A 14,656-nucleotide genomic window follows, 5' to 3' on the forward strand; every position below is an offset into this window, starting at 1 on the left:
GCAACCGGCAGCCGGCCCCCCCGCTCATGCTGCGCTCATGGCGTGATATGCAGCCCCAGCATGGCCAGCTTGCCGAAATCGACAGGCTTGGCGAAGTGCTCGTTGAACCCGGCCTGCAGTGCCGCCTGGCGGTCGTGTTCCTGGCCGTAGCCGGTCAGCGCCACGAGCTGGAATTGCTGCGGTATCGGCAGCTGGCGCAATTTGCCGGCCACGTCGTAGCCGCTCATGTCGGGCAGGCCGATGTCGAGAAAGACGATGTCGGGCTTGAATTCCAGGGTGCGCTCGGTCGCTTGCGCGCCCGTGTAAGCCGTGCGCACCGTGTGGCCGTACATCTCCAGCAGTTCGGCCAGGGTGTCGGCCGCATCGCTGTTGTCGTCGACCACGAGGATGCGCTGGCTGCCGCCGCTGGCCGCTTCGGGCGCCGGCGCGGCGGCCGGCATGGGCACGTTGGCGTCGAGGGGCAGCATCACTTCGAAGGTGCTGCCCAGTCCCACGCCGGGGCTGTGCACGCTGACCTGGCCGCCGTGCAAGGTCACCAGGTTGCGCACCAGCGACAGGCCGATGCCCAGGCCGTCCTGCACCCGGTCGGGCGAATGGCCGCTCTGCTCGAACAGGCCGAAGATGCTGTCGATGCTGGCGGCGGCGATGCCGATGCCGTTGTCGCTCAGGCGGATGCGCACATTGTCGCCTTCGCGCGCGGCGGAAATGGCGATGCGTCCGCCCGGCGCCGTGAACTTGGCCGCGTTGAGCAGCAAGTTGGCGACGATCTGCGACAGGCGCACGGCGTCGCCGCAGACCCACAGTTCTTCCTTGGGCAGATGCACGTCGAGCGCATGGCCGCGCGCCTCGATGCTGTGCGAACTCGTTTCCAGCGCGCTGCGGATGACGCTGAGCAGGCTCACGCTTTCCCATTGCAGCGAGATCTTGCCCTGCGAAATGCGCGACACGTCGAGCAGGTCGTCCACCAGGCGCACCAGGTGGTCCGTATGGCGGCCGATGGTGCGGCGCGCATTGTCCTGCACGGCCGGCACGACGGGGTCGAGCTTGCACAACAGGGCCAGCGCCGTGCGGATGGGGCCCAGCGGATTGCGCAATTCGTGGGCCAGGGTGGCCAGGAATTCATCCTTGCGGCGGTCCACGTCGCGCAGCGCGCGCTCGACCCGGCCCAGGCGCAGCAGCGCCTTGACGTTGGCGATCAGTTCATCGGCCTCGATCGGCTCGACCAGGTAATTGTCGGCGCCGCCATCGAGGGCGCGGATCTTGTCGGCCGTGCCGATGCAGGAGGCCGACGTCTGCAGCACCAGGATGGTGTTCGTCTCGGCGCCGCCCTTCAGTTGGCGGCACACTTCCAGGCCGTTGATGTCGGGCAGCTTGACGTCGAGCAGGATCAGGTTAGGGCGGTCCTGGCGGGCGCGCAGCAGTGCGTCGCCGCCGTTCGAGGCTTCGATGACCTTGAAGCCGGCGCGTTTGAGGATGCGCGATTTGGCGTAGCGTGCGCCATCGCTGTCATCGACGTTCAGGATCAGAGCATCGCTGTTGTTATCCGGTAGCATGCGCATTGTCCCAGGTGGTTGTGCCTTGCGGCGGAACCGGCTCTTGCCGGTGGTGTTGGTTGCCGATCAGCGCGCGCAGGGTCGCCAGCAATTGCTGGCGCGACAGCGGCTTGACGTAATAGGCGTCGGCGCCCAGGGCCAGGCCCTTGCGCACGTCGTCGATCTCGGTGGCGACGATGACGGGCACCTGGCGCCGCAGCGGGTCGTTTTTCAGCTCGGCCAGCCAGTGCCAGGCCGTTTCGCCGTGCAGCAGGATGTCGAGGATGACGGCGGCGGGGCGCTGCTGTTCCCAGCGTTCCTGCGCCTCGCGCACGCTGCGCGCGGGGACGACGCGAAATTCGCTGCCGGCCAAGAATTTTTCATACAGCAGGCGCACGGGCGGATTGTCTTCCACCACCAGCACGCCGATGCGCTGGTCGTTGCCGTTGTCGTTGGCCGGCGCGCTGGGCGGCAGGCTGCCTTCGGGCGCATGGTAGCTGGTGGGCAGGACCACGGAAAACAGCGAACCGTGGCCCGGCGTGCTGTCCACGGACACCGTGCCATTGAGCAGGGTGGCCAGGTTGCGGCACAGGGGCAGGCCCAGGCCCGTGCCCTTGACCTTGCGCTGCATGTGGTTTTCCACCTGGCTGAATTCCTCGAAGATCAGCTGCACGTCTTCGGCATCGATGCCCAGGCCCGTGTCGGAGACGGAAAAGCGGATGGCGTCCTGCTCCGGCAAGGGCGTGGCGCTGACGACGATGGCACCCGCCTCCGTGAACTTGAGCGCGTTGGAGATGAAGTTGCGCAGGATTTGCGACAGCTTGCCTTCATCCGTATGGATCTGCAGCGCCGGGTCGGGGTCGATGAAGGTGAGCGTGAGCGTATCGGACACCAGCAGCGGGCGCAGCATGCCGCGCAGGGCGCTGAACAGGTCGGCCACCTGGAAGCTGTTGGCGTGCACGTCGACCTTGCCCGCCTCGATCTTGGCCAGGTCCAGCAGGTCGTTCACCAGGTCGCTCAGGCTGACGGCGCTTTGCAGGATGAACAGCACCTGCTTTTCCTGTTCCTCCGACAGTTCGCCGTCGATGCGATCGAGCAGCAGCTTGGACAGGGCGCGGATGGAGCTGAGCGGCGTGCGGAATTCATGGCTCATGTTCGACAGGAAGCGCGACTTCATCTGGTCGGCGCGGCGCAGGTGGTCGGCTTTTTCATCGAGTTCAGCGAACAGCGCCACCACGCCCCGGTTGGTGTCTTCCAGTTCGCGCGTCAGCTGCAGCAAATCGTCCTGGCGCGTCTTCAGTTCGGCCAGGGTGCTCAGCAGTTCGCGGTTCTGCTGCTGCACCTCGGACAGCGTGATATCCGACGGCAGCGCCTGCAGGCTGCCGGACAGCGCGCCGATGCTTTGCCCGTCGAGCAGGGGCGCGTCGCGCGGGAACAGCTTGTGCAGCGTGATTTGCGTGCCGTCGCCGGGCGCGCTGTGGATATGGCAGCGGTCCATCAGGCGCTGCGCGCCCAGGATGCCCAGGCCCATGCCCGTGGGCGAGCGGTAGGTGCCGGCCAGTATCCGGTCGAGCTGCGCGATGCCGGGACCCTGGTCCTCGATGCGGATGCTGAGCACCTGCGGCGCCGTCTGGCCATCGATGGCGAAATGCACCTTGCCGCTGCCCGCGTAGTTGTAGACGTTGCGCGCCAGTTCCGACACGGCCGTGGCGATGCGCACCTGGTCCTGCACGCCGAAGCCGCACAGGGCGGCGATCTGCCGCGCGCGCTGGCGCGCCCCCACCACATCGAGTTCGCTGCCGATATGGGCTGTCAATATGCGTTGTGTCATGCCCCACCTGTCCTTTCTGCCGTTACAGCCTGATGTTCCTCATGTTCGCGCAGCACCACCACCGTGACGTCGTCGCGCCCGCGCGAAAAATCGCGGTACAGCACGGCGGCGATCAGGCTGGGGTGGCATTGCGCCAGGCCCGGATACTGTTCCAGGTCCCAGCGCGTGTGCAAGCCGTCCGAGTGCATGATGAGGGTCGTGCCCAGCTGCCACGGATAGCAGAATTCCTGCACCTTGCGCAGATTGCTGCCGACGATGCCGTTATGCGACAGCAGATGCCGGCGCTGCTGCGCGTCGAAGGCGCAGGCGGCGATGTTGCCCACGCCGGCATAGCGCAATTCGCGGCGCGCGCTGTCGATATGCGCCACCGCCAACGCCGCGCCGCGCGTGGTGCGCAGCGCGCCGTGGGCCAGTTCGATGAAGGGGGCGGGCAGGGGCGGCAGGCCGGGCGTGTCGTGTTCCAGCAGGGCGCTGGCGCGTTCCGACGCGCGCGCCGCCAGCGGGCCGTGGCCCAGGCCATCGGCCACCATCAGGCTCAGTTCATGGCCTTCGCACACGACGTTCCACGCGTCGCCGCACACTTGTTCCGAGGCCAGCGGCAGGCACACGGCGCCGATGCGCCAGTTCGGATGGGCGGGAATGGCGCTGCTGGCGTTGGGTCCCCATACCACCATCATCAGCACCGTGCCCTTGCCGGGCCCCGTGTACAGGTCGAATTCCTGGCTCAGGCGGCGTATCGCGCCCAGCCCCACGCCGTAGGTGCCCGTGGTGGAATGGCCATCCTGCATGTGCTGGCGCACATTGGCCATGCCGGGGCCGTTGTCGATGGCCAGCACTTCGATGCCGCTGGTGCCGCCGCGCAGCACTTTGCGCAGCAGGATCTCGCCGCGCTGCGCGTGCTTGACGATATTGGTGGCCGCCTCGCTGATGATGATGGCCAGCTGGCCCGTGCGCACGTCGTCGAAGCCGATGCGGCGCGCCAACTCGTTGCCGGCGCGGCGGGCCGCGGCGATCTCGCTCGGTTCGCCGATGGGAAAACTTCTTTGCCTGAGAATGTCAGGCTGTGGTTCCTGGTGGTTCAAAACAGCTTCCATTTCGCGATGGTGACGGTGGTGCCCGCGCCGGGCGCCGTGTCGATGTGAAATGCGTCGGCCAGGCGCTTGGCGCCGCCCAGCCCCAGTCCCAGCCCGCCGCCGCTGGTATAGCCATCGGTCAGCGCCAGGGGAATATCGTCAATGCCCGGTCCCGCGTCGACGAAGCGCAGTTCCAGGCCCTGGCGCGCGCCATCGCTGACGCGCGCGATGCGCGCCTCGCCGCCGCCGCCGTAGCGCAGGGTGTTGCGCGCCAGTTCGCTGGCCGCCGTGATGATCTTGGTCTGTTCGATCAGGCCAAAACCCATGGCGACCATGCTGTCGCGCACCTGCTTGCGCAAGCGCACGACGTCTTCGTCGTTATGCAGGGGCAGGATCTGTTGCGCCCCCGGCTGCGCCCGCTCCTGTGCCTGCGCGCCTAGCATGGCGCCCCCGTCATGCGCATGCGCCGCCCCGTTCCAGCAGCTTGATGCCCAGCTCCACGTTGAGCGCCGTGCTCACGCCTTCCAGGGTCAGCCCCAGTTCCACCAGGGTGATGGCGACGGCCGGCTGCATGCCGACGACGACGGTGCGCGCGTCGAGGATTTTCGCCATCGCCGCCGTATTGCTGATCATGCGGCCGATGAAGGAGTCGACGATGTCGAGCGCGGAAATGTCGATCAGCACGCCCGTGGCGCGGTCCGTCACGATGCGGGTGGTCAGGTCGTCCTGCAGGGTCATCGCCAGGCGGTCATGCATGTCCACCTGTATCGTCACCAGCAACAGCCGGCCCATGCGTAAAATGGGGATTCTTTCCATAGGCGCCTCAGTGTTGTTGCTGCTGGTAGGTGATGCTGGAACCCGTGCGTTTCAGGGCCACGACGAAGGCGTCGGCCAGGGTGGCCTTGGTCATCACGTCTTCCAGGTTGACGCCCAGGTGCACGATGGTTTGCGCGATCTGGGGGCGGATGCCGCTGATGATGCAGTCGGCGCCCATCAGGCGCGCGGCGGCGATGGTCTTCAGCAGGTGCTGCGCCACCAGGGTGTCGACGGTGGGCACGCCCGTGATGTCGATGATGGCGATCAGGGCGCCCGTATCGACGATCTTTTGCAGCAGGCTTTCCATTACCACCTGCGTGCGGGCGCTGTCGAGGGTGCCGATCAGGGGCAGGGCCAGCACGTTTTGCCACAGCTGCACCACGGGCGTGGATAACTCCAGCAATTCCTGCTGCTGGCGCAATATCACCTGTTCGCGCGCCTTCTGGTAGACGGCGATGGTCAGCAGGCCCAGCTCGTCGAACAATTTGCTGGTGCTGACGATGGCGTCGCCCAGCTGCTCCGGCTGCGCCGTGATTGCCTTGCGCAGGTAGGCGAACAGCGGTTCCTTGAGGGCGAACATGAAGCTGGCCGTGTCGATCGGCGAATAGCCCTGGCGCACGCGCGACTGCGATATTTCGGCCAGCAGCTGGCGCGTGTCGTCCCAGGCGCCGCCCTCGATGTCGAACGAGTCGCCGCTATCCAGCGCGCCCGCCAGCAGCGGCAGGAATTGCGATGCCTGCTGGCGCAGCTCGTTTTCGGCGATCTTGTCGCGCCGCACCAGGCGGGCGATCAGGCCGGCCATCCAGCCGTCCAGCAGTTCCGTGTGGTGTTCGTTGATGATGCCGGCCAGTTGTTGCGCCTGGCCCATGCCCGTCTTGATGTTCATGCTGATCCTTCGCTGAGTGGAGGGTGCGGCACGGCCGCAAACGGGCACGCGCTGTGATGAATAAATTATAGGCAGACATGGCCATGGCTTGTGTTCTGTGCCGCACATAGTGGCGCATGTCGATGTACATTCCTATGGGAAACATTTGCGACTTTTAAAGATGCATGTAATTTGCATGTTTAAGTGAATTCCGCTACACTGGCAGCACTCAACAAGAGAATCACGCCATGAATATCGACAAATTCAAACAGCAGCACATGGCCATCCTGGCCGCCATCGATGACTTGCGCCGGCTGGCGCGCGGCGGTGTCGCCGCGCAGGCGCAGGCCATCGCCGAACAGATCGTCGCCATGAGCGGCTTGATCAAGCTGCACCTGGCCGTCGAGCAGCGCTACCTGTATCCGGCCGCGCAGGCGTCCGGCGTGGCCACGGTGGCCCAGCTGGGGCGCCAGTACGAACACGAGATGCACGGCATCGCCGGCGCCTACCTCGATTTCGCCGGCCGCTGGAATACGCCCGTGCGCCTGGCAGCCGAACCGGACGCCTTCCGCAGCGAAGCCAATACCGTGTTGCACGCGCTGTTCCAGCGCATGCGCCGCGAAGACCACGATCTTTATCCCGCCATCGAATCACTGGCCTGAAAACCGCCTGCTCATCTATCTAAAGGAATTCCACATGCTGACCCAAGAACAACGCGCCATCATCACGGCCACCGTCCCCATCCTCGAGCAGGGCGGCGAAGCGCTGACCCGTCATTTCTACAAGAACCTGTTCCGCGACCATCCCGAAGTGCTGCCGTACTTTAACCAGGCGCACCAGCACAGCGGCGACCAGCAGCGCGCGCTGGCCAATGGCGTGCTGATGTATGCCAAACATATCGATCAGCTTGCCGCGCTGGGCGACCTGGTGGCCACCATCGTCAACAAGCACGTGGCCCTGCAGATCCGCGCCGAGCACTATCCGCTGGTGGGCGCCAGCCTGCTGCAGGCGATCCGTGAAGTGTTGGGCGAAGAGGTGGCCAGCGACGCCGTCATCGACGCCTGGGGTGCGGCCTACGGCCAGCTGGCCGACATCCTGGCCGGCGAGGAAGGGCGCATCTACAAGGCGCAAGCGGCCGCGCCGGGCGGCTGGAGCGGCGCGCGCGACTTTACCGTGCGCAGCAAGACGGTGGAAAGCGGCGAGATTACATCCTTCCTGCTGGCGCCCGCCGATGGCCAGCCCGTGCTCGACTTTGCGCCAGGTCAATACATCGGCGTGCTGGTCGACGTCGATGGCGTGCCCATGCGCCGCCAGTACTCGTTGTCCGCCGCCAGCAATGGCCAGACCTACCGCATCAGCATCAAGCGGGAAGAGGGCGGCAAGGTGTCGAATTTCTTCCATGACCACGTGCAGGCGGGCGACACGGTGCAGCTGACGCCGCCCTCGGGCGACTTCGTCCTGACCGAGAGCGACAAGCCGCTGGTGCTGATCAGCGGCGGCGTGGGCATCACGCCGACCCTGGCCATGCTGACGGCGGCCCTGCGCGGCAAGCGTCCCGTGCACTTCATCCACGCGGCGCGCCACCACGGCGTGCATGCGTTCCGCGCGCAGATCGACGAACTGGCCGCGCAGCATCCGCAGCTCAAGCGTTACTACTGCTACGCGGAACACGCCGGCGAACAAGATGCGCCCGATGCCGTCGGCTTGCTGAATAAAGAGCAGTTGAATCACTGGCTGCCCGCCTCGCGCGACGTCGATGCGTATTTCCTGGGGCCGCAGCCGTTCATGCGGGCCGTCAAGCAATACTTGCGCGAACTGGGCGTGCCGGAACGGCAGACGCACCATGAATTCTTCGGACCGGCAGCCGCCTTGAACTGATTTCTACTGCCGTGTGTTGCCCCTGCGAGAAAAAAACGCCGCCGTAAGGGGCGGGTAAGCCTCGCGCCGTATCGTGAATGCAAGCTCGACAAGAAAAGAGCAGTTTTTTACATAACGGAGGCAACACCATGCATGACGATCTGGTACAAAAACTCAAGAGCGACCCCAATTATCATCGGCTGGTCAAGGTGCGCTCGCGCTTCGGCTGGGCCCTGACGGGCCTGATGATGCTGGTGTACTACGGCTACATCCTGCTCATCGCGTTCGACAAGGAATTTCTTGCTGCCAAAACGGGCACGGGCGTGATGACCTGGGGCATGCCGATCGGTCTGTTCGTCATCGTGTTTACCGTGGTGATCACGGGCATCTACGTGCGCCGTGCCAACAAGCAATTCGACGACCTGACCAGCGCCATCCAGGCACGGGTGCAGGCATGAGCGCCGCCAAGCATGCGCTGCGCGGCGTGGCCGGCCTGAGCGCGCTGGCCTTGCTGGGGGCCAGCAATGCCGCGTTAGCGGCCGGCGCCGACCTCGGCCAGGCAGTCAAGCAGCCGACCAACTGGACGGCCATCATCATGTTCGCCGTCTTCGTCATCTTTACCCTGTTCGTCACCAAGTGGGCGGCCAAGAAGACCAAGTCGGCTTCCGATTTCTACACGGCCGGCGGCGGCATCACGGGCTTCCAGAATGGCCTGGCCATCGCGGGCGACTATATGTCGGCCGCATCGTTTCTCGGCATTTCCGCCGCCGTCTTTTTGAACGGCTACGATGGCCTGATCTACGCCATCGGTTTTCTCGTCGGCTGGCCCGTCATCACCTTTTTGATGGCCGAGCGCCTGCGCAACCTGGGCCGCTACACTTTTGCCGACGTGGCCGCCTACCGCTTCAAGCAGGCGCCGATCCGCATTTTCTCGGCCTCCGGCACCCTCGTCGTCGTGGCCTTTTACCTGATCGCGCAGATGGTGGGCGCGGGCCAGCTGATCAAGCTGCTGTTCGGCCTCGAATACTGGATCGCCGTCGTCCTGGTCGGTACCTTGATGATGATCTACGTGCTGTTCGGCGGCATGACGGCTACCACCTGGGTACAGATCATCAAGGCCGTGATGCTGCTGGGCGGCGCCACCTTCATGGCCGTGGCCGTGCTGGCGCAATTCAACTTCAGCCCGGAAGCGCTGTTCGCCAAGTCGGTGGACGTGCATGCCACCAAGGAAGCGATCATGGGTCCCGGTTCCTTCATCAAGGACCCGATCTCGGCCATCTCGTTCGGCATGGCGTTGATGTTCGGCACGGCCGGCCTGCCGCACATCCTGATGCGTTTCTTCACCGTGCCAAGCGCCAAGGAAGCGCGCAAGTCCGTGTTCTGGGCCACCACCTGGATCGCCTATTTCTACATTCTGACCTTCATCATCGGCTTTGGCGCCATCGTGCTGGTCAGCACCAATCCCGAGTTCAAGGATGCGGCCGGAAAATTGCTGGGCGGTAACAACATGGCGGCCGTGCACCTGGCCAAGGCCGTGGGCGGCAACGTCTTCCTGGGCTTCATGTCGGCGGTCGCGTTCGCCACCATCCTGGCCGTCGTGGCCGGCCTGACCCTGTCGGGCGCGTCGGCCGTGTCGCACGACCTGTATGCCACCGTCATCAAGAAGGGCAAAGCCACGGGCGCCAACGAATTGAAGGTGTCGCGCGTAACGACGATCGTGCTGGGCATCATCGCCGTGGTGCTGGGCATCGCCTTTGAAAAGCAGAACATCGCCTTCATGGTCTCGCTGGCCTTCGCCATTGCCGCTTCGGCCAACTTCCCCGTCCTGTTCATGTCGGTGCTGTGGAAAGACTGCACCACGCGGGGCGCCACCATCGGCGGCTTCCTGGGCTTGATCACGGCCGTGGCGCTGACGGTGGTGTCGAAGTCCGTGTGGGTCGACGTGCTCGGCCATGGCGAAGCGCTGTTCCCGTACGCTTCACCAGCGCTGTTCTCGATGACGGCGGGCTTCGTCGGTATCTGGCTGTTCTCGGTGCTCGACAAGAGCCCCCGCGCGCGCATCGACCGCGCCGGCTACGAAGCGCAGCAAATGCGTTCGGAAACGGGCATCGGCGCGGCAGGCGCCAGCGCGCATTGATGTAAAGAAGTGTTGTTGAAGAAAACAATCACGCCCGGTTCGCCGGGCGTGATTGTTTTGCGCGCCTGCAATTCATTTCTGTGCATCTTGCAGTCGGGCGCTTTGCTCATGAATTGAGAAAGGTCAGTAAGGATTGAGGCTGTTTGACCTATAAAGAGAGTACTTCCGGTGAGCGGTGCCCGCGAAGTAAGAGGCTGTGACCATGAGCGGCTATCTATGTCTTTGGCGCAAAGTGTGGACGTACGTCTGGAAGGGGATGTCATGAATGCATCAGGGACTCATTCTTCTCACTGGTTGCCTTCCATAATGATTGCATTGATCGGCTTGGCTTCAGCATTAGGCAGCAGTTACATCCAAACGCAAAGGGTGGCTACGGAAACAGCGCAAAAAGTTATCGGTAATAATCTCATTCCGATAGGCGCGGTCATCGGCTCGATGCTGCCGCCTGCCGAGTTTTACCGTCAGGCAGGGCTTGATTCCACCTATGTTCCTGAAAAATACACGTGGGTTCTCGCGGATGGGCGGGATGTGACGCGTTCGGTGTACGAAAAAATTTCCAGCGGAAAGCGCACGGTCCCCGATCTGCGTGGTTTGTTCTTGCGCGGAATAAATGAAGGTGCAAGGAATGATCCAGACGGCGAACGCATGGCCGGTAGCGTGCAGCCGGATTCCTTTGCCGCGCATAATCATGTTGCCGCTCTTCCCAGGATAGCCGAAAGGATCGAAGCTGCCGCTTATGGGGGGATCGCTGCCAGGGTAGTGGCAGCGTCTGAGAACGGATCGACAGCGGTTTCCGTTGAAAACAAGGGTGGCCCGGAAACCCGGCCTCGCAATGCCGCTGTGTATTGGTATATCCGCATCAATTAGCCGGCAGTCAGGGCAGTGTTTTCTGCCATTTCTTCAGCCCACGTTTCGCATGCTACTTCCCGGCGCGGCAGTTGCGCAACATTGGTATGGCCTTACTTTGCCACGTGCAGGGGAATCACGCCCGCCGCCAGCGCTGGCGCGCCCGGCGTCGCTTCGAGTATCGATGCCAGGGTTACCGTGTCGAGCACGGCCAGGAAGGCGGCCGTGGCCTGGCCCAGCTTGGCTTTCAGCAGGCAATCGGGCGTCAGCGGGCAGGTATTGTTTTCCTTGTTAAAACATTCCGCCATAAAAAAGTCATTTTCCGTTTCGCGTACCACGGTGCCGATATTGATCTCGGCCGGGTCGCGCGCCAGGCGCAGGCCGCCATTCCTCCCACGCACGGTTTCCACGATACCAGACAGGCCCAGCTGGTGCACCACCTTCATCAGGTGATTCTTGGAAATCGCATGCAGGTCGGCGATGTCCTGGATGGTCACGAGGCGGTCGCGGTGCACGCCCAGGTACATCAGGGTGCGCAGGGTGTAGTCAGTGTAGGCAGTCAGTCGCATGGGCATCGTTCATAAGATGTCGATTACATCCTTGTTTCATCCGCAGCATACAGGAGAGCGCCGGCCCTGTGTGTTGCGCCGTCGCTTTTGATCCTCGAAAGACAAAAGTTGATTGCCTTTCGCTTAAATGCGTAGTAAATTTTCATATTGTTGCCCTGGTAAATAGCTTGCAGGCCCTTGTTGGCCCTTTGAGCATGGATTTTATTGATGAAAATCAAGAGGATGGTGAAGCAATAAGGTAAATTTACTACAAAAATCGGATGATGGGCGTTTCCCGGCCGGGAAGCGCGTACTACGCAATCTGTGCGGTGCCGCCGTGGCCGCCCCAGGAAATACATACCATGCAAATGAATGAAGTGAAAGACGAGCTGCTGAGCAGCGATATCCGCCAGCTGGGCCGTCTGCTGGGCGACGCCATCCGCAACCACCTGGGCGACCCCGCCTTCGAGCGCATCGAACATGTGCGCCAGCTGGCCATTCGTTTCCGCCGCGATAATGATGAAGCGGCGCGCGCGCAGCTGTCGGACGCGCTGCAAGCGCTGTCGCAGGAAGAAACCACACAATTGACGCGCGCTTTCAGCTATTTCTCGCTGTTGGCCAACATTGCGGAAGACCAGCATCACATCCGCCGCACGCGCGCCCATTTGATCGCCGGTTCGCCGCCGCGTCAGGGTAGCCTCAGCCATGCCGTCGGCAATGTGTTTGACGCGGGCAAGGCCGATGCGCTGGAAACGTTCTTTGAAGATGCGTTTGTCAGCCCCGTGTTCACGGCGCACCCGACGGAAGTGCAGCGCAAGAGCATCCAGAATTGTCAGATGGCCATCGCGCGCCTGTTGAGCGAGCGCGACCGCGTGCAAATGACGCCGGAAGAAGCGGAGCAGAACGAAGAAGCGCTGGGCCGCGGCATCGTGACCCTGTGGCAAACGCGCCTGTTGCGCACGAGCAAGCTGTCCGTCATGGATGAAGTAGCCAACGGCCTGTCGTTCTACGACCACACGATCTTGCGCGAATTGCCGAAACTGTATTCGTCGCTGGAAACCATGCTGGCCCAGCGCGATGCCCGCTGGGAAGATGCGGAATTGCCCAATTTCATGAAAGTGGGCAGCTGGATAGGCGGCGACCGCGACGGCAATCCCTTCGTCACGGCCGACATCCTGCGCAGCACCCTGCAGACGCAAGCCGACAAGGTGCTCGACTTTTACCTCGGTGAATTGCGCAAGCTCGCTTCGCAACTGTCGCTGGCACAAATCCTGAACGCCTGCAGCGAGCCGCTGCGCGCGCTGGCTGAGCGCTCGGCCGATGCGTCGCCGCACCGTGTCGACGAGCCGTACCGCCGCGCCCTGCACGGCATCCATGCGCGCCTCGATGCGACGCGCGTGGTGCTCTCTGGCAAGGGCAAGCAGGTGGACGGCGTGCAGCCTTACGCTGCCGCCGCCGAACTGCTGGCCGACCTGGACGTGGTCCAGCATTCGCTCGTCAGCAATGGCTTGCGCTCGCTGGCGCGGGGCCGGCTGCGCCAGCTGCGCCGTGCCGTCAAGGTGTTCGGCTTTTCGCTGGCGCCGCTCGATTTGCGCCAGAATTCCGACGTGCACGAGCGCGTCGTGGGCGAACTGTTCGCCGGCGCCCAGCCGGGCCTCGTCTACCTGGACCTCGATGAAGAGCAGCGCATCAGCTTGCTGCTGGCCGAGCTGGAATCGCCACGCCTGCTGACGTCGCCGTATGCGCAGTACTCGGAAGAAACGACGTCCGAACTCGATATCTTCCGCGCCGTGCGCGCAGCCCACGTCAAATATGGCAAGGAATCGGTGCCGAACTGCATCATCTCGAAGGCGGCCAGCGTGTCGGACTTGCTGGAAGTGGCCTTGTTGCTGAAGGAAGTGGGTCTGCTGCGCCAGGACAGCCGCGAAGTGGACGTCAACATCATTCCCCTGTTCGAAACCATCGACGACTTGCGCGCCGGCCCCGCCATCATGGCGCGCGCCTTCGGCTTGCCGTTCTACCGGGGTTTGCTGGCGTCGCGCGCGGACCAGCAGGAAGTCATGCTCGGCTATTCCGACAGCAACAAGGACGGCGGCTTCTTGACCTCCGGCTGGGAACTCTACAAGGCCGAGATCGAGCTGGTGACCGTGTTCAAGCAATACCGGATCAAGCTGCGTTTGTTCCACGGCCGCGGCGGTTCCGTGGGCCGCGGCGGCGGACCCAGCTACGAAGCCATCCTGGCCCAGCCGGCCGGCGCCGTGCAGGGCCAGATCCGGCTGACGGAGCAGGGCGAAGTCATCACGGCCAAGTATGCGAACCCCGAAGTAGGGCGCCGCAACCTGGAAGTGCTGGTGGCCGCCACCATCCAGTCGACCCTGCTGCCGCAGGCGCAGCTGCAGCCGAAGGCTTCGGCTGGCGCGGGCCACCTGGCCGCCATGGAAGAGCTGTCCGGCACGGCCCTGAACGCCTACCGCGACCTCGTCTACGGCACGGACGGCTTCGAACAGTATTTCTGGGAATCCACGGTGATTGCGGAAATTGCCGCCCTGAACATCGGCAGCCGTCCCGCCTCGCGCAAGAAATCGACCTCGATCGAGGATTTGCGCGCCATCCCCTGGGTCTTGAGCTGGGCGCAATGCCGCTTGATGCTGCCGGGCTGGTTCGGTTTCGGTTCCGCAGTGCAAGCCTACCTGGCCGCCCATCCCGCCGACGGGGCGGACGTGCTGCGCGGCATGTACACGGACTGGCCCTTCTTCACTTCCCTGCTGTCGAACATGGATATGGTGTTGGCCAAGAGCGACATCGCCATCGCCGGCAAGTATGCGGAACTCGTGAAGGATAAAACCTTGCGCGAGGCCATCTTTACGCGCATCCGCACCGAATACGCGGCCACACTGGACGCCTTGAAGCTGATCACGGGCCAGGAAGAGTTGCAGCAAGCCAACCCGCTGATGCAGCGCTCGATACGCAACCGTTTCCCGTATATCGACCCGCTCAATCACGTGCAGGTGGAGCTGCTGAAACGTTTCCGCGAAGGTAAGCAGGATGCGGCGGCCCGCACGGGGATTCATTTGTCGATCAATGGGATTGCGGCGGGGTTGCGCAACAGCGGTTAACTTTTAGGGCAAAGTTGCCGAAATTCCGGGGTCAG

Annotated in this window: 13 protein-coding genes; 6 read left to right on the forward strand and 7 right to left on the reverse strand. The window is 63.6% G+C overall.

Translation table 11 applies throughout. From position 1 onward, the window contains the following. Positions 1-35 precede the first annotated feature (35 nt). The 6 genes from IGS60_RS05295 to IGS60_RS05320 are packed head-to-tail and all read right to left on the reverse strand — an operon-like array spanning position 36 to position 6,138. Positions 36-1,553, reverse strand: a complete 1,518-nt coding sequence (locus IGS60_RS05295; protein WP_230502860.1) for a response regulator — start codon at positions 1,551-1,553, stop codon at positions 36-38. Further along, positions 1,540-3,363 (reverse strand): ATP-binding protein, encoded by a 1,824-nt coding sequence (locus IGS60_RS05300; RefSeq protein ID WP_083293461.1) that lies wholly within the window; start codon positions 3,361-3,363, stop codon positions 1,540-1,542. Before IGS60_RS05300 ends, IGS60_RS05295 begins: the two co-directional genes overlap by 14 nt. Then, positions 3,360-4,445 (reverse strand): ATP-binding SpoIIE family protein phosphatase, encoded by a 1,086-nt coding sequence (locus tag IGS60_RS05305; protein ID WP_227741978.1) that lies wholly within the window; start codon positions 4,443-4,445, stop codon positions 3,360-3,362. Before IGS60_RS05305 ends, IGS60_RS05300 begins: the two co-directional genes overlap by 4 nt. After that, positions 4,442-4,879 carry an ATP-binding protein gene (locus tag IGS60_RS05310; RefSeq protein WP_070291456.1) on the reverse strand — a complete coding sequence of 146 codons (438 nt, stop codon included), beginning with the start codon at positions 4,877-4,879 and terminating at the stop codon, positions 4,442-4,444. Before IGS60_RS05310 ends, IGS60_RS05305 begins: the two co-directional genes overlap by 4 nt. A gap of 10 nt (positions 4,880-4,889) precedes the next feature. Further along, positions 4,890-5,252: an STAS domain-containing protein gene (locus IGS60_RS05315; protein WP_034785745.1), complete on the reverse strand. Its 363-nt coding sequence runs from the start codon at positions 5,250-5,252 to the stop codon at positions 4,890-4,892. Positions 5,253-5,259: 7 nt separating this feature from the next. After that, entirely contained in the window at positions 5,260-6,138 is an 879-nt protein-coding gene (locus tag IGS60_RS05320) for an STAS domain-containing protein (RefSeq protein WP_070291455.1), read from the reverse strand. Positions 6,139-6,365: 227 nt separating this feature from the next. Here IGS60_RS05320 and IGS60_RS05325 point away from each other — a divergent pair, with 227 nt between their 5' ends. The 5 genes from IGS60_RS05325 to IGS60_RS05345 all read left to right on the forward strand — a co-directional run bounded on the left by IGS60_RS05325 (position 6,366) and on the right by IGS60_RS05345 (position 10,978). After that, positions 6,366-6,779 carry a hemerythrin domain-containing protein gene (locus IGS60_RS05325; protein ID WP_230502862.1) on the forward strand — a complete coding sequence of 138 codons (414 nt, stop codon included), beginning with the start codon at positions 6,366-6,368 and terminating at the stop codon, positions 6,777-6,779. Positions 6,780-6,813: 34 nt separating this feature from the next. Further along, a complete protein-coding gene (gene hmpA, locus IGS60_RS05330) occupies positions 6,814-7,995 on the forward strand; it encodes an NO-inducible flavohemoprotein (protein ID WP_230502864.1) in 1,182 nt (393 codons plus the stop codon). 128 nt (positions 7,996-8,123) lie between these two features. Beyond that, complete coding sequence (locus IGS60_RS05335) at positions 8,124-8,432, forward strand: DUF485 domain-containing protein (RefSeq protein ID WP_230502866.1); 309 nt, start codon at positions 8,124-8,126, stop codon at positions 8,430-8,432. Then, a complete protein-coding gene (locus IGS60_RS05340; RefSeq protein ID WP_230502868.1) occupies positions 8,429-10,111 on the forward strand; it encodes a cation acetate symporter in 1,683 nt (560 codons plus the stop codon). The genes IGS60_RS05335 and IGS60_RS05340 overlap by 4 nt, the downstream gene beginning before the upstream one ends. 216 nt (positions 10,112-10,327) lie before the next feature. Further along, the gene (locus tag IGS60_RS05345) at positions 10,328-10,978 is read left to right on the forward strand and encodes a hypothetical protein (RefSeq protein ID WP_139143689.1); all 651 of its coding nucleotides are present in this window, start codon (positions 10,328-10,330) and stop codon (positions 10,976-10,978) included. A 92-nt stretch (positions 10,979-11,070) separates the two neighbouring features. Here IGS60_RS05345 and IGS60_RS05350 read toward each other — a convergent pair whose 3' ends face one another. Beyond that, on the reverse strand, positions 11,071-11,526 hold the full coding sequence (locus tag IGS60_RS05350; protein ID WP_230502870.1) for an Rrf2 family transcriptional regulator: 456 nt from the start codon (positions 11,524-11,526) through the stop codon (positions 11,071-11,073). A 341-nt stretch (positions 11,527-11,867) separates the two neighbouring features. Here IGS60_RS05350 and ppc point away from each other — a divergent pair, with 341 nt between their 5' ends. Continuing rightward, the gene (ppc, locus tag IGS60_RS05355) at positions 11,868-14,621 is read left to right on the forward strand and encodes a phosphoenolpyruvate carboxylase (RefSeq protein WP_230502872.1); all 2,754 of its coding nucleotides are present in this window, start codon (positions 11,868-11,870) and stop codon (positions 14,619-14,621) included. The last annotated feature ends 35 nt before the right edge of the window (positions 14,622-14,656 follow it).

The organism is Janthinobacterium sp. FW305-128, assembly GCF_020858135.1.
In the GTDB taxonomy this organism is placed as follows: domain Bacteria; phylum Pseudomonadota; class Gammaproteobacteria; order Burkholderiales; family Burkholderiaceae_D; genus Janthinobacterium.